21 protein-coding genes and 1 pseudogene are annotated in these 20,483 nt (G+C 48.0%); 12 read left to right on the top strand and 10 right to left on the bottom strand.

What is annotated here, in order from left to right; translation table 11 throughout:
- The first annotated feature begins 145 nt into the window (after positions 1–145).
- The 12 genes from HCR03_RS05995 to HCR03_RS05945 all read left to right on the top strand — a co-directional run bounded on the left by HCR03_RS05995 (position 146) and on the right by HCR03_RS05945 (position 8,663).
- On the top strand, positions 146–1,069 hold the full coding sequence (locus HCR03_RS05995) for an ABC transporter ATP-binding protein (protein WP_066647347.1): 924 nt from the start codon (positions 146–148) through the stop codon (positions 1,067–1,069).
- Positions 1,062–1,793: an ABC transporter permease gene (locus tag HCR03_RS05990; RefSeq protein WP_187037098.1), complete on the top strand. Its 732-nt coding sequence runs from the start codon at positions 1,062–1,064 to the stop codon at positions 1,791–1,793. Before HCR03_RS05995 ends, HCR03_RS05990 begins: the two co-directional genes overlap by 8 nt.
- 10 nt (positions 1,794–1,803) lie before the next feature.
- Positions 1,804–2,538 (top strand): ABC transporter permease, encoded by a 735-nt coding sequence (locus tag HCR03_RS05985; protein WP_066647353.1) that lies wholly within the window; start codon positions 1,804–1,806, stop codon positions 2,536–2,538.
- 339 nt (positions 2,539–2,877) lie between these two features.
- The gene (locus HCR03_RS05980) at positions 2,878–3,072 is read left to right on the top strand and encodes a DNA-binding protein (protein WP_187037096.1); all 195 of its coding nucleotides are present in this window, start codon (positions 2,878–2,880) and stop codon (positions 3,070–3,072) included.
- Positions 3,053–4,591, top strand: a complete 1,539-nt coding sequence (locus HCR03_RS05975; protein ID WP_066647357.1) for a DUF4118 domain-containing protein — start codon at positions 3,053–3,055, stop codon at positions 4,589–4,591. Before HCR03_RS05980 ends, HCR03_RS05975 begins: the two co-directional genes overlap by 20 nt.
- The gene (locus HCR03_RS05970) at positions 4,578–5,273 is read left to right on the top strand and encodes a response regulator (RefSeq protein WP_407926856.1); all 696 of its coding nucleotides are present in this window, start codon (positions 4,578–4,580) and stop codon (positions 5,271–5,273) included. The genes HCR03_RS05975 and HCR03_RS05970 overlap by 14 nt, the downstream gene beginning before the upstream one ends.
- Positions 5,274–5,431: 158 nt before the next feature.
- Positions 5,432–5,623, top strand: coding sequence for a hypothetical protein (locus tag HCR03_RS05965; protein ID WP_066647369.1), 192 nt, complete (start codon positions 5,432–5,434; stop codon positions 5,621–5,623).
- Positions 5,624–5,649: 26 nt separating this feature from the next.
- Positions 5,650–6,048 (top strand): tetratricopeptide repeat protein, encoded by a 399-nt coding sequence (locus HCR03_RS05960; RefSeq protein ID WP_066647372.1) that lies wholly within the window; start codon positions 5,650–5,652, stop codon positions 6,046–6,048.
- A complete protein-coding gene (locus tag HCR03_RS05955; RefSeq protein ID WP_066647374.1) occupies positions 6,045–6,515 on the top strand; it encodes a potassium channel family protein in 471 nt (156 codons plus the stop codon). The genes HCR03_RS05960 and HCR03_RS05955 overlap by 4 nt, the downstream gene beginning before the upstream one ends.
- Positions 6,512–7,177 (top strand): potassium channel family protein, encoded by a 666-nt coding sequence (locus HCR03_RS05950; protein ID WP_156989913.1) that lies wholly within the window; start codon positions 6,512–6,514, stop codon positions 7,175–7,177. Before HCR03_RS05955 ends, HCR03_RS05950 begins: the two co-directional genes overlap by 4 nt.
- Positions 7,178–7,225: 48 nt before the next feature.
- Positions 7,226–7,654 (top strand): hypothetical protein, encoded by a 429-nt coding sequence (locus HCR03_RS19695; protein WP_228725120.1) that lies wholly within the window; start codon positions 7,226–7,228, stop codon positions 7,652–7,654.
- The gene (locus tag HCR03_RS05945) at positions 7,626–8,663 is read left to right on the top strand and encodes a TrkH family potassium uptake protein (protein ID WP_267459236.1); all 1,038 of its coding nucleotides are present in this window, start codon (positions 7,626–7,628) and stop codon (positions 8,661–8,663) included. Before HCR03_RS19695 ends, HCR03_RS05945 begins: the two co-directional genes overlap by 29 nt.
- 301 nt (positions 8,664–8,964) lie before the next feature.
- On the opposite strand, the gene HCR03_RS05940 is transcribed toward HCR03_RS05945, so the two are convergent.
- From HCR03_RS05940 to sdaAA, 10 genes and pseudogenes are all read right to left on the bottom strand, one after another.
- Complete coding sequence (locus HCR03_RS05940) at positions 8,965–10,020, bottom strand: nucleoside hydrolase (protein ID WP_156989911.1); 1,056 nt, start codon at positions 10,018–10,020, stop codon at positions 8,965–8,967.
- Positions 10,021–10,023: 3 nt separating this feature from the next.
- Positions 10,024–11,022, bottom strand: a complete 999-nt coding sequence (locus tag HCR03_RS05935) for an ABC transporter permease (protein WP_066647380.1) — start codon at positions 11,020–11,022, stop codon at positions 10,024–10,026.
- A 119-nt stretch (positions 11,023–11,141) separates the two neighbouring features.
- A complete protein-coding gene (locus HCR03_RS05930) occupies positions 11,142–12,326 on the bottom strand; it encodes a sugar ABC transporter substrate-binding protein (protein WP_066647383.1) in 1,185 nt (394 codons plus the stop codon).
- Positions 12,327–12,388: 62 nt separating this feature from the next.
- The gene (locus tag HCR03_RS05925) at positions 12,389–13,348 is read right to left on the bottom strand and encodes an ABC transporter permease (protein ID WP_187037095.1); all 960 of its coding nucleotides are present in this window, start codon (positions 13,346–13,348) and stop codon (positions 12,389–12,391) included.
- A gap of 10 nt (positions 13,349–13,358) precedes the next feature.
- On the bottom strand, positions 13,359–14,855 hold the full coding sequence (locus HCR03_RS05920; protein WP_156989910.1) for a sugar ABC transporter ATP-binding protein: 1,497 nt from the start codon (positions 14,853–14,855) through the stop codon (positions 13,359–13,361).
- Positions 14,856–14,887: 32 nt separating this feature from the next.
- The gene (locus HCR03_RS05915) at positions 14,888–15,805 is read right to left on the bottom strand and encodes a ribokinase (protein WP_066648270.1); all 918 of its coding nucleotides are present in this window, start codon (positions 15,803–15,805) and stop codon (positions 14,888–14,890) included.
- Complete coding sequence (locus HCR03_RS05910) at positions 15,802–17,397, bottom strand: PfkB family carbohydrate kinase (protein ID WP_066648265.1); 1,596 nt, start codon at positions 17,395–17,397, stop codon at positions 15,802–15,804. Before HCR03_RS05910 ends, HCR03_RS05915 begins: the two co-directional genes overlap by 4 nt.
- Before the next feature lie 219 nt (positions 17,398–17,616).
- Positions 17,617–17,697 (bottom strand): annotated as a pseudogene (locus tag HCR03_RS20495) (LacI family DNA-binding transcriptional regulator); the annotation flags it as partial.
- Positions 17,698–18,279: 582 nt separating this feature from the next.
- Entirely contained in the window at positions 18,280–19,497 is a 1,218-nt protein-coding gene (locus HCR03_RS05905; RefSeq protein ID WP_066648327.1) for a dicarboxylate/amino acid:cation symporter, read from the bottom strand.
- Between the two features lie 82 nt (positions 19,498–19,579).
- Positions 19,580–20,476 carry an L-serine ammonia-lyase, iron-sulfur-dependent, subunit alpha gene (gene sdaAA / locus HCR03_RS05900; RefSeq protein WP_156989909.1) on the bottom strand — a complete coding sequence of 299 codons (897 nt, stop codon included), beginning with the start codon at positions 20,474–20,476 and terminating at the stop codon, positions 19,580–19,582.
- Positions 20,477–20,483 lie beyond the last annotated feature (7 nt).

The following is a 20,483-nucleotide window of genomic DNA, read 5'->3' as shown; positions in this document are numbered from 1 at the left end:
TTCCGGCAAGGTTTTGGCAAGGTTTCAGCGATATACTGGAAGACGGAAGGGAGACAAGCCATGGGAACGACAATCCAGACTGAATTACAAAAACTCAAGCGCAGAAGACGCAAAGGCAAAACAATTGAGGAGAGTGAGGTTTCATATGAACGATGCTGTTATTGAAACAAAGCAGATTACGAAAGTTTACGGCGAGCAGACGGCCGTCAACCGTGTTGACCTTCATGTCCGCAAGGGCCGTATCTACGGCCTTTTGGGTCGCAACGGCGCGGGCAAAACCACAATTATGAAAATGATTTTGGGCCTTGTGTCCATCACTTCCGGTGAAGCGGATCTATTTGGCAAGAACGTCAAGGGAAACGAGAAACAAATTTATCCCCGGATCGGAGCGATCATCGAAACGCCAGGATTTTATCCGAATCTTACGGGAACGGAGAATCTGGAGATATTTGCAAAGCTGCGCGGGACGACGAAGCCCCGTGCGGTACAAGAAGCCCTTGAAGTCGTAGGGTTGCCCTATCGGGATAAAAAGACTTTCAGCAAATATTCGCTCGGCATGAAACAGCGCCTCGGTATTGCAAATGCCATTCTGCATGATCCCGAATTGCTGATACTGGACGAACCTACAAACGGTCTTGATCCGATTGGCATAGCCGAAGTTCGAAGTTTTATCAAAGACCTGAGTGTGGAGCGTGGGAAGACGATTTTAATTTCCAGCCATATTCTCTCGGAAATTTCACTGCTTGCGGATGACATTGGAATCATCAACAACGGCGTTTTACTGGAAGAAAACAGCATGGCCGCACTAAAAAAGAAGAATGGGAAATACATTCTGCTTCAGGTTTCCGATACCGCCAAAGCTTCCTTAATATTGGAACGCAAATTTCATACCAAAAACTATTCGGTGCAGGACGCCCACACGCTGCATCTTTTTGATACTTTTCTTGATATGGCGGCAGTCAACAAAGCGCTGATGCTTGAAGACATTTCGGTGATCAGTTCCCAGCTCTGCAACGACACCCTGGAGGATTATTTCAAAAGAGTTACCGGAGGGGAAGGCATTGCTTAATTTAATTCAAACGGAATTTCTGAAACTCCGGCGGAAGAATTTCATCTTTCTTATGTTGATTTCCTCCCTGCTGATGCCACTGCTGGCGGTATTTTATTTTGGCGCGGCAAAAAAGGCCGATATCACTCCAATGCAGTTTTACAAGTGGTCGGCTTACTCTTATACGTCGTGGATCATTCTGCCGGCTGTGTTGGGAATTCTCGGAACAATGCTTCTATACGATGAAAATCAAAACGATATGCTCAAACAGCTATGGATTATTCCCATCAGCAAATTGGGGTATTTCCTGAGTAAATTCGTGATCGTATTTCTGTATTCCGTCCTCTTTATGATGATAACGGCGGTATGTTCCATTCTGGCAGGAATACTGCCCGGAACGATACCGTTAACCGCCGACAGTGTTTCTTATCTATTTCTGAAGTGCTTTGAAATCGGTGCGCTGGCCCCCTTTGCGATGCTTCCCGTCCTCGCGGTCGCCGCTTCACAGAAGGGGTATATCCTGCCGATATGCGTAACCTTGGTTTATACGTTTCTCGGTTTTATTCTGCTGATGGTGAATATGTACGTTCATCCGCTGTCGGGCATGACGGCTATTGTTATAAAGGATATGCCCGACATCGTGATGAAACAGCCGATTGATCTAAAAAGTGCGTTTCTGTGCATTGGAATATGGAGCATTGCTTCGATCATCTGCGCGGATGTCACTCTTAGGAAAAGACAGTGAGGCGGACAATATGAAAACATTATTATGGGCGGAAAGGATGAAACTCCGCCGTTCAAAAATAATATGGATCGCTCTGTTTTCGGCGGTCATGGTATCCGTGATTGTGTATATGCAGGGCCAGTTTCTGTTTCAGGGCCATAGATACGTGGACGAACCCGGATGGTTCATGACTGCCGCGCAGTCACTGGGAAGCATATTCGTCCTGCCGGCAATCATCGCCCTCATGGGAAGCTATATGATTTGCCGGGAGGAACAGGGCGATACAATGAAATCTCTTCGATTGATTCCGGTCAAGCTCTCAAGACTTGTCGGCGCGAAACTGGTTCTAGCCGCGTTCATGAGCGTGCTGCTTTATGCGTTTTTGTTTATCATTACTTTTTCGACAGAAGCAGCTCTGCACTTTTCTCTGCTGAAATCGGCAGCTGTCTTGAATTTCCTGAAAATTTATCTTTTGCAGGGTATCTGCCTGTTTTTCGCCATATCACCGATTATTGCCATTGTTGCGGTCTTAAAAAAAGGATATTGGATTGCCCTGATATTTGCGGAGGTTTACTCTTTCGCAGGGCTGTTCGTCGGGATGCAGAACACGGCCCGCTTTATCTATCCCGTAACCGCTGCTTTTTGCGTGTCCGGCTATTATGAATCGACCTTGCCTCAGATGATAACAAGTATTTTGAGTCTGTTTATCTGCGCATGTTTGTCACTTTTGATACTTGACAGGTTAAACAGAAAATACAACAGCTAAATGTTATTTAGATGCGTACTTCCCGCCAAACAAAGCCTGCTTAGCAAAGTCAAGAGGGAAATCAATAAAATGCAGCAAGACTTTACAGGAGACTTTCTTTCAGACAAGAATGAATCAAGTCTGGAAGGAAGTCTTTTTTCATGAGCACAGTACCGAATATGTCATCAGCCGGAAATTCTGTCGTCGCCGAAGTTGGAATTGTCCTGGAACAATTTCCGTCGGCAGACCACTTTGCCTCTTGGTACCCGGCTGACCGAAATCCTCAAATCTCATTTGTTTGCTTGCATATTTCGAGAAAATGAAATATAATGATTGCAAATTCTCATGAGGTGATGGATCATGGATTATATGACGGTTAAGGAAGCAGGAGAAAAATGGGGAATCACAAGCCGGATGGTAAATTATTACTGCACAGCCGGGCGGATTCTCGGCGCTATAAAAAAAGGAAATCTTTGGCTTGTTCCAATCAAAGCGGAAAAACCGATTGACTGCCGCACGCGGGGAGACAGGAAAAGTGACAACCTTCAAAAGTAGAGAACTAATCAACAGCTTTCGCTACGTGCTGATCACAATTGGAACAATTGCCTCCGCAACAGGGATCGGATGGCTATTCCGCTATGCCGGCTTTCCTGAAACAAACGTGGTGATTGTTTATCTTCTGTCGATCCTGTTAACCGCTCGATTGACTCGGGGATACGTTTATGGAATTGTTGCATCAGTCATTGCCACCTGCACATTCAACTATTTTTTTACCAAACCATACTACACGCTTTCCGTTAATGATCCAAGTTACTTAATCACTTTTGTAATTATGACAATAACTGCATTTATTACCAGCACCCTGACTTCCAAGGTGAAGAAAAATGCTCTGGAAGCACAGGAAAAAGAAGCTGAAACGAGCGCTTTGTTTCAGCTGACCAATCGGCTGACCGACGCCTCAGACGTATCCGATATCGCCAGCATTACTACGGATACGATCAGCAGCATTATGAACTGCCGCGCCGCCTGCCTTTGCTTTGACGAAAGAGGCCAACCCGAACAGAGCTTTGTTCAACAGCAGTGTGCGGGAAAACAGGTTCGGCGTAAGGTGGAGGACACCGCTGAACTAAAACACCGTATGGAAGGTTTGCGAACCGCTTATGATGTAGGCGATGAGTTTTATGATTGGCCGATTTACGGCAGAGAAGCCATCCTGGGCGTTCTGAGAATACCTGTAGAAATCGCCGTTTCCATGAGCGAGCCGCAGAAGCGCCTTTTGCGCTCTATGATTGAAAGCGCCGCGCTTGCCATGGATCGTTTCCGCAGTGCGCAGGAGCAACAGAAGTCAAGGGAAGAAACGGAGCAGGAGCGGTATCGCGGGAACCTTCTGCGCGCAATTTCTCATGATCTCCGCACTCCTCTTTCCGGCATTATGGGCACATCTGAAATGCTGATGGGTATGACCGAAAAAGAGGATGAACGCTACACTCTGGCTTTAGACATCTATAAGGATGCCGATTGGCTTCACTCCATGGTGGAAAACATCCTCAATTTGACACGCCTTCAGGATGGTAAGCTCATCCTGGATAAGCAACCGGAAGCGGTCGAGGAAGTAGTAGGAGTTGCGGTTGCGGCCTTTTCAAAGAGAGAACCGGAGCATGAGATCGTTGTGCGGATTCCCGACGAGGTGTTGCTTGTTCCGATGGATGCAAGGCTGATTGAGCAGACATTGGTCAACCTCATTGATAATGCCATAAAGCACACACCGCCAAATGGAGAGGTCGAGGTTTGCGTTCAAGAAGATAGAAATAAGGCATCTGCCGTTTTTACTGTCGCGGATCGTGGAACAGGAATTGCGGAGGAAGATCTGCCTCATATCTTTGAAATGTTTTACACGACTCGCACAAAAGGGGCCGACGCACTGCGCGGCGTCGGCCTGGGGCTTGCCATTTGCAAATCTGTCATATCGGCGCACGGGGGAATGATTACGGCCCATAACAGGCATGACGGACCGGGCGCGGAGTTTGTGTTTACGCTGCCTATGGAGGTGAAAAACAGTGTTGAACAGAAATGAACAGATTCTCGTTGTGGAGGATGACACGCAAATCCGGAATTTCATCTGCTATGCGCTGAAGCAGGAGGGCTTTTCCTACACAACGGCCGGTACAGCGCAGAACGCACTTTCTCAGCTTGTATCCGGACAGATTGATTTGATGCTGCTAGACCTCGGCTTACCGGATTTCGATGGCATGGAAGTAATCAAAAAAGTCCGCGAATGGTCCGAGATGCCGATTATCGTTGTTTCGGCTCGCGATCAGGATAAAGAGAAGGCCGCGGCATTGGACGGTGGAGCGGACGACTATCTGACAAAACCGTTTTCAGCCATGGAACTTATGGCCCGTATCCGCGTTGCGCTTCGCCATCTGCATAAAATTGAAAGCAGCAAAACGCAGTCAATTCTTTCTGTGGGAAAGCTGAAGATCGACTTTGACAAGCGATTGATTTATCTGGATGATGCGGAATTACATGTTACACCGATGGAATATGATCTTTTGGCCCTGTTTTTTAACAACATCGGGAAAGTACTGACGACAAAATATATTTTAAAGGAGATTTATGGCGTTGGATATGGTACGGATACGCAGGCGCTTCGGGCGCTGATGGCGGGGCTCAGGAGAAAAATTGAGAAAAACCCTGCCAGGCCACGGTATATATTAACTGAGATAGGCGTAGGTTATCGGCTCGTGGATGAGTAGATGGAATACAGCAGCCGCTTTGGGATATTCCCAAGGCGGCCTTTCTGTTTCTCACAGCTTTCTCACAGAAAACGGTATCCTCTCACACCCAAGTCACAGGATAAGCGCTAAGATAACACTGCAACGAAACCATGAGGCTTCAAAGGAGGCTTTGATTTATGAAAACATTTGAGGCAACTGCCCGAAGCAAGTCTAAAGTAGATACATACATTTCAAATTTTATGAAGCTGCACCCATTTGCCGCATTCCTCACGGTTTTTGTTGGAGGTCCGCTTTTCACTCTTCTGGCCGTCGCTGCGGCAGTGTATTTGATCGCGCTGCCGCTGGGATTCATTATGGGCTGGTTTTAATAAAAGAGAAGGAGGTCTTGGCTGCGATGAAGACTCAGGAACTAACAGAGCGCAAAAAAGAACTGACAGCGCTTTGTCATGCGGTCAAAGCATTTGCAGATAATGGCGAGTTTCAAAAATGCAAAACGCTGATTTTCGGTGCTGCGGAAAAATATCCGAATGCTCCGGAGCCACACAATCTGCTTGGCATAGTGCTTGAAAAGCAGGGGGATCATCCTGCGGCAATGAAGCAGTTTCGCGCCGCCTGGGCGCTTGACCCCACATACCTGCCGGCAAGGCAAAACCTCGACAGCTTCGGGACCTTCTTCTCACATGGCAGTTATGCGTATGATGAAAGCGATTGTCCGGAGGAAATGCACGATCAGTATAGGATCCATTATGATGAACGTGGCATTGGCCATGTAGACAGGAGAGATTGCAAATGAAACCGTTTGGAAACACAGAGGTAAACAAGCGTTATACCGTCGTGATCGGCTGCGGCAGGCTGGGTGCAAATCTTGCGAATGCGCTCTCTGACGAAGACGGTAACGTCCTGATTATTGATAAAAACAAGGACGCATTCCGCAAACTGTCGCCTTCCTATGGAGGGCTTACAGTAGTCGGAGACGCCACGGATCTTGGAGTCTTACAGGAAGCCCAGATCAATAAAGCGGACGTTGTTGTTGCTGTAACAAATAATGACAACGCAAACATCATGGTAGCGCAAATAGCCCGTGAATTATTTCAGATTGATCGTGTGATAGCCAGACTTTATGATCCTGAACGAGAATGCGTTTATCGTGAGTTCGAGATCGATACAATCTGCCCTGCTATTTTGTCCGCCAAGGAAATTGATAAGATTTTAGCAAAAACAGATCTGTCTACGGCCAATTCTCAGGAGGGAGAAGCATGAAAACAAGAGTGTTGCTGATTGGAGGAAGAAACAAGGCAAAATCCCTGGCTTCTTCTCTAATCAATAAGGGATATCATGTAACGGTGATTAACGATACATATGAGGATTGTATGAAACTGGCTGAAGTTGAAAAGCTGACGGTCATCAACGGAGACGGCACAAGGCCGTTTGTTCTGGAAGACGCCAATGCAGGCGACGCTGATATTGCAATTGCGCTGACCTCGAAGGACGAGGATAATCTGGTCGTCTGTGAGCTTTGTAAAAAGAAATTCCATGTAAAGAAAACCGTTGCGCTTCTCACAGATCCGAAAAAGACAGATTTCTTTTACAAAATGGGGATTGACAGCGTCGTCTGCGCGATTTCCGCCATTACCGGTATTATTGAACAGCAGACTTTCATGGACAAAATCGCGACCCTGGTTCCCATCGGAGAAGGACGTGTCAGTATTGCCGAAGTACCCATTCCGGGTACTGCGCCGGCCGTGGGTAAAAAGCTATGGGAAATTAACCTCCCGAAACAGGTCGTTATCGGCTGTATCCTTCGGGGGGATATGACCATGGTGCCAAGAGGAGACACTCGCATTCTGGCAGGTGATATGCTCGTCCTGATTTCCTCAGACAAGCAGGAAATGGCGGCAATTCAGGAATTGACGGGACGGTGAAGCAGCTTGATTCGCAAATTTTCAAATCGCAGCAGTATCGGAAAACTCATGCTTTTGATTGGCCTGCTCGTTGCCGCGCCGTTAATTGTTCTGCCGTTTTATCCGCAGGATGCGGTCTACGCAGCTTCGTTTGCGCTGCCTTCTCTTGCCTCCATCGCGGCAGGCATAACAGCCTGTCTGATCGGGAAAAAGAACGACGCAAAATTTGAATGGCGCTCCTCCATGCAGCGCAGTAGCCTGACTGTGCTTTTCGCATGGGGGTGGGGCATTGTGTTTGGCGCGTTTCCCTTTGTTATCAGCAAGCAGTTGGCACTCGTTCAGGCGTTGTTTGAAGCGGTCAGCGGATGGACAACCACCGGCCTTTCCGTGATGGACGTGTCGGCAACCCCCGCATATTTTTCTGTTTCACCGGAGCTTTATGCAATTCTGCGGCGGCCTGGGCTTTGTGATGATGATGATTATGCTCGTTCAGGATAAACAGTCCATGAATCTTTACAATGCCGAGGGCCATCCCGACAAGCTTATGCCTAACCTGAAAAAAACGGCACAAACGATTTGCCTGATGTATAACGCTTTTTTATTTATAGGCACGGCGGCTTACGTCATCGCCGGAATGGGATTGTTCGATGCAATCAACCATACGATGTGCGCGCTGTCGACCGGCGGTTTTTCAACAAAACTGAACAGCATTGGAGAATATAACAGCTTTCCCATTGAGATTATCACCGTCGTTCTTATGCTGATTGGAACAACAAATTTTGCGGTTCTTCAGTTGATGGTAACGGGCAAATGGAAACGGGCTTTCCGGGTCAGCGAGTTAAAGTTTATGTTCCTGCTGCTCCTGCTTTTTATTCCGATCACCGCTTTTTCCCTGATGAACGGACTCCATATGGGGCTTGGAGAGGGACTGCGCCACGCTCTGTTTGATGTCTCCTCCGCACTTTCCACAACGGGATACTCCACCATGAGTTACACATCCTGGCCCTCTCTTGCCGTTGGCGTCCTTATTCTGATGATGCTGATCGGAGGCGGAATCGGTTCCACAGCCGGAGGAATCAAGATGTCCCGCGTCTATCTTATGCTGCGTATTACCACGCAAAACATCAAAAAACGTCTCCTGCCGCCAAGAAGCGTAGAAGCGTCTTATTATACCAGAGCCCAGGGAAAAACGCCCATCGATTCCGCTTTGATATCTGACACAACCGGTTTTGTAGCCTGTTATCTCGGGCTTTTTATCTCCGGAACATTGCTTCTCACTGTGACGGCCAAGTGTTCGCTGGTCGAGGCAATGTTTGAGTTTGCATCCGCTCTTGGCACAGTAGGACTTTCTATCGGCTTAACCACACCTGCCACAGGTACGGGAACATTGGTCGTCGAAATGTTTGGTATGCTGCTGGGGCGGCTGGAAATCTTCATTGTGCTGATCGGAATATACTCCGGAGTAACAGTGCTAAAACAAAAAATTGGAAGAAAAGCAGTAAATTGATCATGGCTATATAACGTCAACTGAACAAGGACCGTTTTTTCCGGAAGGGGGAAGTAAAAGCAATCAAAAAGGAAATTCAGCCCCAATCCGCGTTTACGGTTGGCAAGGCTGAATTTCCGTTCCACTTCCAACCGGTCGAAGATATCGGTGTTTCCACATCGGGCGGATGGCGCAGGCCAACCGGCGCTGTTTGCGGGTGAACTGCGCCCAAATCAGAAAGCTTTTAACTTTTAGGCACGCCGAAGGCCCGAAAAGACCAGTTTTCAAAAGGATATTTTTTCAGTGTATCCTTAGTCCTTATTTATTTCGGCGCCTTACTAAGTTTTGCAAACATGTCCCCAAAGACTCCGTCACGATACACAAAGTTACAGATTCGCATGAGGTGTCGGCACGGATCCATTTCCCATCTAAGATCATCGGTCAGGATCGGGGATGGTACAAGCGTTGAAGGGCACCAAATGGGATTGATCATATATCCGATTGTAGAAATGTCCCAGATGATCCTGGATGGAGACATCGCGCCAAACGGAACACCTTCTTCGGTACTCTGCCTGTAATCGTCCGTGCCCTTCAGATAAGTGAGCCGAAAAAGATTGAGCATGTTAGCGGCATTCTGCGGACTGAGTTGACGGATGACGATATCGGATAAATAAGAGCCTATTCTGCTTTTTCCCATCAGGTTTTCTCTAAGTTCCGCTGCGGTGGTTGTAAGGTTGGATGCTACCGCCATACAGGGAACCAGAACAAGCGGAACGCCACTGTTAAAAATAATTTGGGAAGCGATCGGGTCCTGACCAATGTTGAATTCGACAGTGTGAGGCCAGTAAAGAGGATGGCCGCCCAGCCAGACGATAATAATTTTTTTGATAATTTCCGGTTCCATGAGGATTGCGGATGCGATGTTAGTGATTTCACCGATTGCAACGACATAGAGAATATCATCGCTTGCCATAGCTCTTTTAACCAGGTCGCGTGCCGCATCGCTGTAAACAGGCTGATCGGGGTTTTTCATATACTCCGAAGAGCCGCGGAATACCTTGCCCTCCGGAGACTGGTCAAGCATTCCAAAAATTTTAATGATCTCCTGATAACTCTGCTCCAAACCTTCTGCAAGGTCAAAAGTCATAGGGACTGTGACATCGTCTTTGTTCAGAAGTCTGGCAAAGAACGTGCCGGAGAACGGGGCCGCATAAACCGCTTCCACTGAAAGCTTTTCGGGTGACATTAATGCATATGACAAAGCGAACTGGTCGTCCACTTCGTTATAGGTATCGGTGTCGAGAACCATTCGGATCTTGCCCGAGGGAGGCGCAAGACGCGCTGTCATTTCTTCTTTTGAAAGTTTGGGAAAAGTCATTGTTTATTCTCCTTTCGTTTGCGACCCCGCGGCTGCTGTCTCTGCACGGGTTACAAACGGAGCGTGAAGCTTTGTCAGCAGATTTTTGGAGCCTCCGACGTTGTTGGAAATAATCATAACCACAAGCAGGAAGAAGCCGAGAGAGATATTCTGGAACGTATCCGGCAGACCGGCTGCAATCAGTCCGATAAAGATCGTGTTGAGCGTCAGCTGGCTGATCAGGATTCCAAAGGTTATATTGCAAAGTGGCTGCAGAACGATCGCAATCATAATGCCCATCAGCGGCTTAAAGATCAGGGTCGCACTGCCAAGACCAGTCTGGGCTCCCATTGAGCCGGACTGGCTGATGGTCAGGATGGCCGCGATTGCTATAAAAATACCACCTATCACAAACGACATAAATTTGACAAATTGGGTTTTGATCCCCGTGTTTTTCGCAACGGCCTCGTCACTTCCGACAGCTCTCATATGGTAACTGAATTTTGTAAAACTGAACAGGAAATAAAATATAATCGTTGCAAAAATAAGTACATAAACAATATAGGGAGAAGCTCCCAGCACGGCGTGCTGGTAGTCGATGCTGATAAAGCTGAATTTTCCAGCAATATTTTTCCCGACGATCTCATAGATCATTGTCAGGGCCATCGTCAAAATCAGGGAAGGGATTCTGCAGACCCAGTTTAAAATGCCTGTAACCGCAGAAAGGACCAAGCTTGCAACCAGGCAGCCGATAATCAGTCCCGGCAGTCCAAACCAGGAAGACATAATTCCTCCAATCAGACCGCTTATGATAATACGCGAACCGATTGTAAAGTCAAAAATACCGCACATATAGCCAAAGGCGACCGCGTATGCGGTCATGGTCGGAATAATAGATTGAAGAAAAATCGTATAAATACCGTTGAGATTGCTGAATCTTTCAAAAGAGATTGCCAGGAACACGCAATATACGATGATGGGCAGAAGTAAAGCTTTCAAATCTTTTAACAGAGTCGTTTTCATCTCAGTTCGTATCCTCATAAAGTAGTTCGGTGCAAAAGGCTTTCCGGTTTTCAGACAGGGCAAAGGCGTTTTGCGGCGCCCCGCCCTGCGTGAAACCGTTTTTATCGGCGAAAGATGCTTTATTTCTTTACAAGATCCTTGTGCCTTGCCGCCACGTCGGCCACCGTAAAGCTGTCGACTGTTTTCTTGAATGTGTCTTCGCTAATGCTGGGATCGTAAAATTTGATCAGGCTTTTCTTGATTTCATCGGACGTATAAACAGGGGTGTCGCCCAGGAAATAGGTGAGGAAATCGTCTGCCTCCGACTTGGAAGTGAGTTCGAGGTAGTTCGTGACAAGGTTAAACGGCTTGTCCTTGACAATCGGAGTTCCGATGACCGAGTTGACCAGGATCACGGTTGATAGCAGAGGGTCGATTTGCTGCTGGCCTCCATATGCGACGTTGAAGGACTTGTCCGCGAAGTATTGGCCCATGGTAAAATCAAAGTCGATTCTGCCCACCTTGATTTTCCCTGCGAGCTTATGGTCCGACAGGGCTTTTTCAATGGTCGGAAGAGCCGCAGGGCAGTAAGTTCCCGCAATCAGGATTCCGTCCATCTCGGGGTACGCGGCAATATAGCTTTCGATGGTCTTTGTCATATCGGTCTGGACCGTGATGCCGTAGGTGGTGTTGAGCAGCTTGATTCCGGTTTCCTTGATCCCCTTGGCGACGCCGCTGTCACGCAGGTCAGAGGAGGTGTCGCCCTTTGCAATGTTGATGACGCAAAGATTTTTGACACCCTGGCTTGCGAGGGTCTTTGTGATGTTGTAAGCACATTCTTCGTCGTCCTCATTGCATCCGCCGGCGAAATACTTGGAGCTGTAGATCTGATCGCGGATCGTCGAGTCGCTGATCGTGCGGAACATCGTCGAATAATATACGCCGGCGTCGGAGCACATGCGGTCCACCGTCGGGAGCATCGAGTCGGATGCCGGCATGAATATGATGCCGTTGACTCCGCGGCTGATGAGGTCGGAAACGTTGTTTACAAGGGAATCGGCGGTAAGGTCGCTTTCAACAAGGACCAGTTCGCCGCCCGCCGATTCAACGGCGGCTTTGACGTTGGTTACAATGGAAACAAAGGTTGGGTCTGTTGATGAAGTCGCCCAAGGAAACCCGATCTTGAATTCCTTTGGGGCTTGTCCGGATGAGGCCGTGCCCGGTGCGGAGGAAGCTCCGCTGGAAGTTCCCGTATTGCTTGAGCAGCCGGCAAACATGCTGACGGTCAGAGTAAGCGCCAGGATCATTGACAGTACCTTTTTCATTTTTTACCTCCCGTTAATCATCCAATTAGCATTTATCATCAACAAGATATTAATCTTGTTGATTACTTAATTACGTTCGCGCTCTTGCGGTCGAATGCGATGACGACGATCGCGATCAGGATCACGCCTTCGACAATCTGCTGGGTCAGTCCGTCGATTCCCATGAGGGACATTCCGTTTTTCATAACCGACATGGCGATGCTTCCTAAAATCGCGGCTCTGAACTTGACCGGCCAGCCGCCCGTCAAAGGCATTCCCCCGAAAAGGACGGCCAGAAGCACATCAAATTCAAAGGCGTTGCCCGTTTTTGAAGAAGCCGTGCAGGTGCGGACAAGACTGAAAAAGCCGACCAGACCGCACATCAGACCGGAGATCATAAACGCCATGGTGCGAACTTTTTCAACTTTGACGCCGGATTGCCTTGCCGCATCCACCGACGCGCCCACGGACCTGCATTGTTTGCCGTAAGGAGAAAACTCGAAAAGAAGGAACAATACGGCAAGAAGCGCGACGAAAACGAAAATCTTGACGGAATTCTGGTCAAAGACGCGCAGGGATATGGGGATGCCGACCGAGCCGTTTAACAGCCAGGTCGTAATTCCTCTTGCCACAAAGGACATTGCCAATGTGCCGATGAAGGATTCCACCCGAAGTCTCGCGATCATCACGCCGTTAAGCAATCCAATTGCGATTCCTGTCAGAATGGCGACGGGCAGGATCAGGACCAGGCTGATCTGAGCCGCATAGGCGGCAAGCGCGGCGGACAAACCGGCGATTGCGCCCACCGAGAGGTCCAGCTCTCCAAGCGACATGAGAAAAACGACGCCCATTGCTCCCAGACCTATGCTGAAAAAATTGTTGAAGATGTTCATCAGGTTTCGCGGTTGGAGCAGGTTGCCCTCTGTCAGAATCTCAAAAACCACAGCTACAATGAGAAGCCCGATTAAGGAGAAGTAATTTCGTACGGTTTCCCTCATGTTCAATTTCTTTTTTCTGCTGAATTGAGCAACAATTTTATCCATCAGTCTTTCCTCATATCATTTTTTTAATCAATTTCGCTTCCGACAAGCCCTCAGTCCTGTAAAACTCACCCGAAATTTTCCCGTCCTGCAGCGTCACGATGCGGTCGCTCATGCCGATCAGTTCTGGGAGCTCTTCCGAAATCAGCACAATGGATTTTCCACTTTTTTTCAGCTCTTCGATCAGATGATAAATGGAGGCTTTTGCGCCAACGTCAATTCCGCGCGTCGGGCAGTCAAGAATCATGATGTCCGATCCCTTTGCGAGCCATTTCGCGAGGACGACCTTTTGCTTGTTTCCGCCGCTCAGCTCATTGCAGTACTCATTGATGGATCCGGCTTTGACCTCGAGATTTCCGGACCATTTTTCGGCTAGTTCATTCTCGCTCTTTTTGGTTATTAAATAATGCTTTGAGATATCCCTGAGAGAAGGCAGGCAGATATTATCCTTAATGCTGCAGATGGTCATCAGGGATTCTCGGTCTCGGTTTTTCGACACATAGGCGATCCCTTCCTTCACCGCCCACGCCGCGTTTCTAACCTTGAGCCTTCCGCCCTTGAGGACCCGCCCGGAATCCGGCTTTATTAATCCGAACAGCACTTTCCCCAAGTCATGCATTCCACAGTCGCTCAGGCCTCCGACCCCCAGAATCTCTCCCTTGTGGAGGGAGAGCGATATGTTTTTCAGGACTTTCGTCGAAACATTCTCAGCTTCCAGCACGATATCCCCGCAGCTTTCATCCCCACTGTCTTCCCGGTAATAATGCCCTGAAACGTCACGTCCGATCATGAGAGTCTTGATGGTGTCGGAGCTGAAATCTTTTTTCTCCAGTTTCGCGGTGACGACGCCGTCGCGAAGGATGGTAAGAGAATCGCAGATCCGCATAATCTCATCGATATCGTGAGAAATAAACAGCACCGATCCGCCGCTTTCCCGCTGTTTCTCCATCAATTTATACAGAATGTCACGCCCGTTGACGGTTAAGGCGGTTGAGGTTTCGTCAACGATCCAAAGCTTCGGCGTGGTATAAAACGCGCGGGCCAGTTCCACCAGTTTTCTGTCTTCAAAAGTCAGCTTGTCAATATTTTCCCGCGGCTTAATGTGGAAAACACCGACGGATTCAAGGGCTTTCTGCGCCTCCTGGTTCATTTTCTTGACATTGAGAAAGCCCGCTTTTGCGAACAAGGCTTCTTTGCCGAAAAAGATATTGGCGGCCACGGTGATCTTTCCGATCGTATTCTGTTCCTGAACGACCATGCTCACCCCCCGATTCATCGCGTCTATGGTGTCGGTCGGGCTGTATGCCTTTCCTTCTAGATACATGGTTCCGCTGTCGGCTTTTTGAATCCCCGCAAAAATAGACGACATTGTCGATTTCCCCGATCCGTTTTCCCCGATCAGTCCATGAATTTCCCCTTTTTTAACCGCAATATCGACATTCGAAAGCGCTACCGTGGAATCGAACGTTTTGCAGAGCTTTTCCGCTTTACATAGATAATCGTTACTCATGAGCACCTCACCCTTATCGAGAGATTCAAAAACTAATTGGGTTTATTCATTCCGGCAAATGTTTTTTTCATAAATTCACGTACTTCTTTCCCAAAAGGGATTGAAGGCGATGCTCCCTTTCTGGTCACGGAAATACCACTGGCTATGGAAGCGACCCGAAGAGCTTCTGAGGGATCATCGCTTCTGGACAGTTCGTGTAGAAAATATCCGGTAAAGGTATCTCCGGCCGCTGTCGTATCAACTGCGGAGCACGGAAGCGCCTCCGAATAATACGTTTTTCCGTTTGCCCCGATAAACCAGGCTCCGGCCGCACCCTTCGTCAGCACAACCGATGTCCCGGGATACTTTTTATTTACAACGCGTTGGATGCTCTCTGCGTCGTCCGACCCGAAAAGAGCCTTGCTTTCCACTTCGTTGACCAGCAGGATGTCCACTTTTGCCATATCATAGGTCTGAATCGTTTTGTTCAGCGGAGACGGGTTAAAGGCGATTTGAAGGCCCTTCCGGCTCGCTTGCTCGATGGCATAGCCTACGCAGGAAATTTCATTCTGAAGAACGATCAGGTCGCCTTCCGAAAAGTGCGAAAGGACTTCGTCGATATACGTCTCCGTCACTTTCTCATTTGACCCGGAAACAATGATGATACAGTTTTGCCCCTCCTCATCCACCTGGATCACAGCGTGCCCGTTCGGAGATTCGGATTTTCTCATCAGGTCGGTTTTGATCGCGTCCGAATGGAGTGCGTCCCAAAACATGTCCCCGTCACTTCCGATGATCCCCGCAAAAAAAACCTCGCTGCCGGCGCGCGCCAAGGCGACCGCCTGATTGAATCCTTTTCCGCCGCAGTAAGATTCGTATTTATTTGCGGCGATCGTTTCCATGGGCTTGACAAGATCTGTGACTCTGTAGGTTCTGTCAATGTTGAGCGATCCCAGCACTAGTTTTTTCATTCTCCAGTTCTCCTAAAGTCATTCTGGTTTTTAAAGTAATACAATTCCAGCGTTTCCCTATTGACCAGTGCGGGCGGTACGCCGTATCTGGTTGTTGACAAGCCTGCGGCACAAGTCGCGTATTGAATAGCTTCCTCTATATCTTTTCCTATGGAGAGGTAAAAGGCAAGCGTAGAAATAAACGCATCGGCCGCGCCGGTGGTATCGACCGGCGTGATGCGGGCGGCCGGAAAATATTTTTCGTGCTTGTCGTCCTGAAGGAAACACCCTTTTTCCCCAAGAGTGATAATCACGGTTTTTGCCCCCTGTTTTCTAAATATCTTTGCCTTTTTCTCCAAGGAGAATACATTGGGAAGCAGTTCGTTGGCTTCTTTCACGTTGGGAACAAGGATATCTGTGTTTTGAACCAGCTCCGGGAGAAGGGATGTCACGGCACAGGGCTTGAGGATTACTTTCACATCGTGACGATGGGCGAGTTCCGCTGCGTGAAGCACAAGGTTTTGATCCAATTCGGTTTGCAGCAGACAATAATCCACATTTTCAAACAGGTTTTCATATTGATCGATGTTTTTCGAGGTCAGCGCCGAGTTGGCACCGTCAAACACCGAAATATTGCTTTCCGCGTTTCTTTGGATAAACACATAAGCGTGGCCGGTGGACAGGTTGTCATGCAGCGTAACACCGTCCGTACAAACTGAGTTTGACTTGAGGCATTGAAACATTTGTCTTCCGTCATAATCGGTGCCCAAAGCAGAAATCAACGCTGCCGAAGCGCCGAGCTTGGTTACGCCGAGAGACTGGTTCAGCCCCTTGCCGCCGGGCATAATCACCCGCTGCCTTACGCTGATCGTTTCCCCTGGTTCCGGCTGCTTATCCACGAGCATCAAGGTGTCAACGTTGATCGTTCCCATGATGACAAAATGACTGCGCCTAGTCTTTTTGGGTGGAACAATGCTGTCAAAGCATGAGACACTGAAATCCTTTTGAAAGGGCTCATAGGCCGTTTTTCCCGATTCGACCGCTGTGATCAGCCCGTCCGCTGCAAAAGACCCGAGTTCTTCAAAAGGCCTTGCGATCGATGAAAGCTGTGTCCCTGCAATTTTCATGTGTTCAGTATCAATGCCGACGACAGAAATTTCCTCGGGAACCATTATATGCAGATACTCCGTCATGGTGGCCATCTTTTCGACCGCCGCGGAATCGAAACAGATTATACCGGTATGTGCTTGGAGCCAGAGCGAGTCGCATGATTCTGTAAGACGCCAGACGACATCGTCGTCTTCCGAAATTTGGTGGTCAAAAAGGCATTTGCGAATTCCTTCCACGAAAGCGCCAGCGGCGTAGTCCTTTTTTAAAGAAAGACAGCCGATACATCTGTGCCCCTTCCTGATTAAACTATTCGAAGCTGCATAGCCGAGTTCTGAATATGAAAAATAAGGGTTGGCTGCGGAAGGCTTTTTTTCACTGTTCAGAGTAAATATTTTGAAAGAGAACGGAAGAATATCGTCCGGAATATCTGTGATTGAGTATTTTTCTTTGTTCCAGATAATGCCGTCAACATGATGAGACAAAAGCATTTTAAAATTTTGCATTTCCTCATTCGCTGAAGAAGATGCACAAACAATAGTGCTGTATCCTCTTGTTCTTGCTTGCTTTACGATACCTGTAAGAAAACTGTAGTCGGCTGATCTTCCAATTAATACTCCAAGGATCAAAGAAGGCCTTAAGTCGTCGGACGTTCTGTCCATATATGGTGAATAATGGTATTTCTTTACAATATGGAGAATTCTTTCTCTGGTTTCAGAACTTATACTGTCATCTTTTTTGTTAATTACTTTCGATACGGTTGAGACAGAAACATTCGCTAATTCGGCGATTTCTTTTAGCGTCATATATTTATGTCTCCCTTTAATCATATTTTAATAAGAAAATAGTTTCCGAAAATGTTTTCTTATATAAGTTAACCATATTTATGTGTGCTTGTCAATCATCATTTCTGCAACATATACATTATATTAATTTGTGAATATTGACGAAATAATAGCAGGGATGCCAATCCAGCGGGCAACCAAAGCAATCTTATGCAGATATCAGATCAGAGTCGACATTAATAAGTCCCACGGTGATGTGTTTACACACGGGCAAACAGGTAAAATCGAATGGCGTCTGATCGTCAACAGTAACCGATACGGCCCGGTTGTACAAAAGAGCATCACACGTAATAACACAAGGCGGTACCGACCGGAAAAACCGGGAAGTACCGCCTTGTGCCTTAGTGAGCAGATATGTAGGACTTCATTTGCGGAGGTAAAGTTGATTTCCAAATTGTTGCAGCCATGGGGGAAGTTATAAACAATTTAATGAACTCCAATATGACCCGTGGAGGACGAGTGCCGAGAAAATATCAAAGTGAAATCACCGCAGGAATACGATTTGCAAGACAGCGCGACAATTGACCCATGGTGCCGGCGGGTTCATCCGACCGGTTCTGTGTCCGCCGGGACTTTATTTTTCTTTCGAATTGTGTTTTCTTTGATTTTATCCATCAGAATTGCGATTGCACCGTCTCCGGTCACATTACAGGCGGTGCCGAAGCTGTCCTGTGCCAGATAGAGCGCAATCATCAGAGAAAGCATAGTCTGGTTAAATCCAAGCATGGACTGAAGAATGCCTAAGGCTGCCATGATGCAGCCGCCCGGAACGCCCGCGGCGGCGACCATGGTTACGCCCAGCATCAGAATAAAGGGATACATCTTTCCAATCGTTATAGGAGTACCGTTTAGCATTAAAACGGCAATGGAACAGCTGGTAATGGTTATGGTGCTTCCGGACATGTGAATGGTGGCGCAGAGTGGGACGACAAAGCTGGCGACATCGTCGCTGACCTTATTCAATTTAGTTCGAGCCAGAGTTACCGGTATGGTTGCGGCTGAAGATTGTGTTCCGAGTGCCGTAACATAGGCCGGCAGCATATTTTTTAGCAGTTTTAACGGGTTCCTTTTCGTGACGGTTCCCGCAACAGCGTATTGAATCAGAAGAATACAGCAGTGAAGAATCAGAACGATTCCATAAACTTTAATAAAGACGCTTAATATTTCAAATACTTTTCCTGTGAAAGTCAGATTTGCAAAGACACCCAGCACATAGATTGGTAAAAGAGGTAAAATGATTTTCTCAATCAGTCGTGCAATAATTTCCCCGAATTCGCTAAAAACATTTCTAATGGAGTCCCCCTTTAAGGCGGAAGCGCCCAGACCGAGCACAAAGGAAATCAAGAGGGCGGGGACCACCCCCATAATCGGATCCATTTGAATGGTGAAATATGCGGGCACCAACGCTTTAGAAGGATCTGAAGCATCCAGTTGAACCGCACCTGCTTTCAGGAACAACGGAAATGCGGAGGAATCTGCGAAATAGGCAAGGGAACCGGCAATAACGGTAGAAATATAGGCAATGGCAACCGTAATGCCGAGAATTTTTCCGGCGCCTTTCCCCAGATTGCTGATTCCGGGAACCACGAAACCAATGATAATCAATGGAATGGAGAATTCCAGAAAGTTGCCAAACAAGCTATTGAATGTTGCCAGAATGCCGATCACCGGTCTTGGGGTGGTCAGACCCAATATAGTGCCAATGAAAATCGCAATCAGAAGTTTTGGCAATAAACCGAGCCTTTTTAACTTGCTTTTCATTTTATCTTCCTCCTCAATATTATATTTTGCTGCACGAAATGCAACAACCGTCAAAATCCATCGTTGCGCAAGGGTGAGCAGCTTATAGCTTTTCATCGCCGCAGCGGCCAAATACTTTTTTATAAAGAGCCTTTCCGGTCGGTGTCGCAGCAAGTCCGCCTTCTGCGGTTTCTTTCAGACTGTTTGGCATCGCGTCCCCGACTTTTTTCATGGCTTCAATGACTTCGTCCGCCGGAATTGCGCTTTTAATTCCGGCAAGTGCCATATCCGCCGAGATGAACGCGTTGGAAACACCAGACGCGTTTCGCTTAATGCAGGGAATTTCGACCAGACCGGCGACTGGATCACAGACTAACCCCAAAATGTTTTTTATGGCGATCGAACAAGCGTGGCCAGCCATCTGCGGGGTTCCGCCCATCAGCTCTGTCAGGGCGGCGGCGGCCATGGCGGCCGCTGAACCGCATTCTGCCTGACATCCGCCCTCCGCCCCGGCAATACTGGCCTTTTTTGCAATCACCATGCCAAAGCCCGCGGCGGTGAACAGTGACATAACCGCATCGTGTTCATCCAAGTGGTGCTCCTCCGCCAAGGTAAGCACGGCGGCGGGAAGAATCCCGCAGGAGCCTGCCGTCGGAGCGGCTACGATCCTGCCCATGCATGCATTCGTTTCAGAAACGGCCAGCGCTCTCGCAATGGCTTTCCCGATGACCCTGCCGCAGATGCTTTTGCCGGCTTCGACCACCTGATTCATTTTTATGGCGTTGCCGCCGGTCAGGCCGCTGGCTGATCGCGTGTTTTTCTTTAAGCCGTCTTCAGAGGCCTTTTTCATCACAAGAAAATTCTTGTGCATTTGCTCATAGATCGCGTTACTCTCTTTTTCCAGGTATTCCGCCTGATCCCGCAATACAAGTTCGGAAATTTTCTTTCCCTGTTTGTCCGCTGCGGAAATCAGCTCTTGAACAGATTCATAAGCAAACATACTTTTT

Origin of the sequence: Caproicibacter fermentans (assembly GCF_014303955.1) — a bacterium.
Classification (GTDB): Bacteria; Bacillota; Clostridia; order Oscillospirales; family Acutalibacteraceae; genus Caproicibacter; species Caproicibacter fermentans.
The sequence above is the reverse complement of the archived record's forward strand: the minus strand, read 5'-3'. Positions and strand labels throughout refer to the sequence as shown.

What these genes read in the sequence shown, in the direction of transcription:
- HCR03_RS05980 (WP_187037096.1), top strand. Translation starts at nt 2,878, where the DNA reads ATGGATTATATGACGGTTAAGGAAGCAGGAGAAAAATGGGGAATCACA.
- HCR03_RS05945 (WP_267459236.1), top strand. Translation starts at nt 7,626, where the DNA reads ATGATGATGATTATGCTCGTTCAGGATAAACAGTCCATGAATCTTTAC.
- HCR03_RS05965 (WP_066647369.1), top strand. Translation starts at nt 5,432, where the DNA reads ATGAAAACATTTGAGGCAACTGCCCGAAGCAAGTCTAAAGTAGATACA.
- HCR03_RS05925 (WP_187037095.1), bottom strand. Translation starts at nt 13,348, where the DNA reads ATGGATAAAATTGTTGCTCAATTCAGCAGAAAAAAGAAATTGAACATG.
- HCR03_RS05960 (WP_066647372.1), top strand. Translation starts at nt 5,650, where the DNA reads ATGAAGACTCAGGAACTAACAGAGCGCAAAAAAGAACTGACAGCGCTT.
- HCR03_RS05950 (WP_156989913.1), top strand. Translation starts at nt 6,512, where the DNA reads ATGAAAACAAGAGTGTTGCTGATTGGAGGAAGAAACAAGGCAAAATCC.
- HCR03_RS05995 (WP_066647347.1), top strand. Translation starts at nt 146, where the DNA reads ATGAACGATGCTGTTATTGAAACAAAGCAGATTACGAAAGTTTACGGC.
- sdaAA (WP_156989909.1), bottom strand. Translation starts at nt 20,476, where the DNA reads ATGTTTGCTTATGAATCTGTTCAAGAGCTGATTTCCGCAGCGGACAAA.
- HCR03_RS05940 (WP_156989911.1), bottom strand. Translation starts at nt 10,020, where the DNA reads ATGACTTTTCCCAAACTTTCAAAAGAAGAAATGACAGCGCGTCTTGCG.
- HCR03_RS05985 (WP_066647353.1), top strand. Translation starts at nt 1,804, where the DNA reads ATGAAAACATTATTATGGGCGGAAAGGATGAAACTCCGCCGTTCAAAA.
- HCR03_RS05955 (WP_066647374.1), top strand. Translation starts at nt 6,045, where the DNA reads ATGAAACCGTTTGGAAACACAGAGGTAAACAAGCGTTATACCGTCGTG.
- HCR03_RS05905 (WP_066648327.1), bottom strand. Translation starts at nt 19,497, where the DNA reads ATGAAAAGCAAGTTAAAAAGGCTCGGTTTATTGCCAAAACTTCTGATT.
- HCR03_RS05915 (WP_066648270.1), bottom strand. Translation starts at nt 15,805, where the DNA reads ATGAAAAAACTAGTGCTGGGATCGCTCAACATTGACAGAACCTACAGA.
- HCR03_RS05920 (WP_156989910.1), bottom strand. Translation starts at nt 14,855, where the DNA reads ATGAGTAACGATTATCTATGTAAAGCGGAAAAGCTCTGCAAAACGTTC.
- HCR03_RS05910 (WP_066648265.1), bottom strand. Translation starts at nt 17,397, where the DNA reads ATGCAAAATTTTAAAATGCTTTTGTCTCATCATGTTGACGGCATTATC.
- HCR03_RS19695 (WP_228725120.1), top strand. Translation starts at nt 7,226, where the DNA reads ATGCTTTTGATTGGCCTGCTCGTTGCCGCGCCGTTAATTGTTCTGCCG.
- HCR03_RS05930 (WP_066647383.1), bottom strand. Translation starts at nt 12,326, where the DNA reads ATGAAAAAGGTACTGTCAATGATCCTGGCGCTTACTCTGACCGTCAGC.
- HCR03_RS05935 (WP_066647380.1), bottom strand. Translation starts at nt 11,022, where the DNA reads ATGAAAACGACTCTGTTAAAAGATTTGAAAGCTTTACTTCTGCCCATC.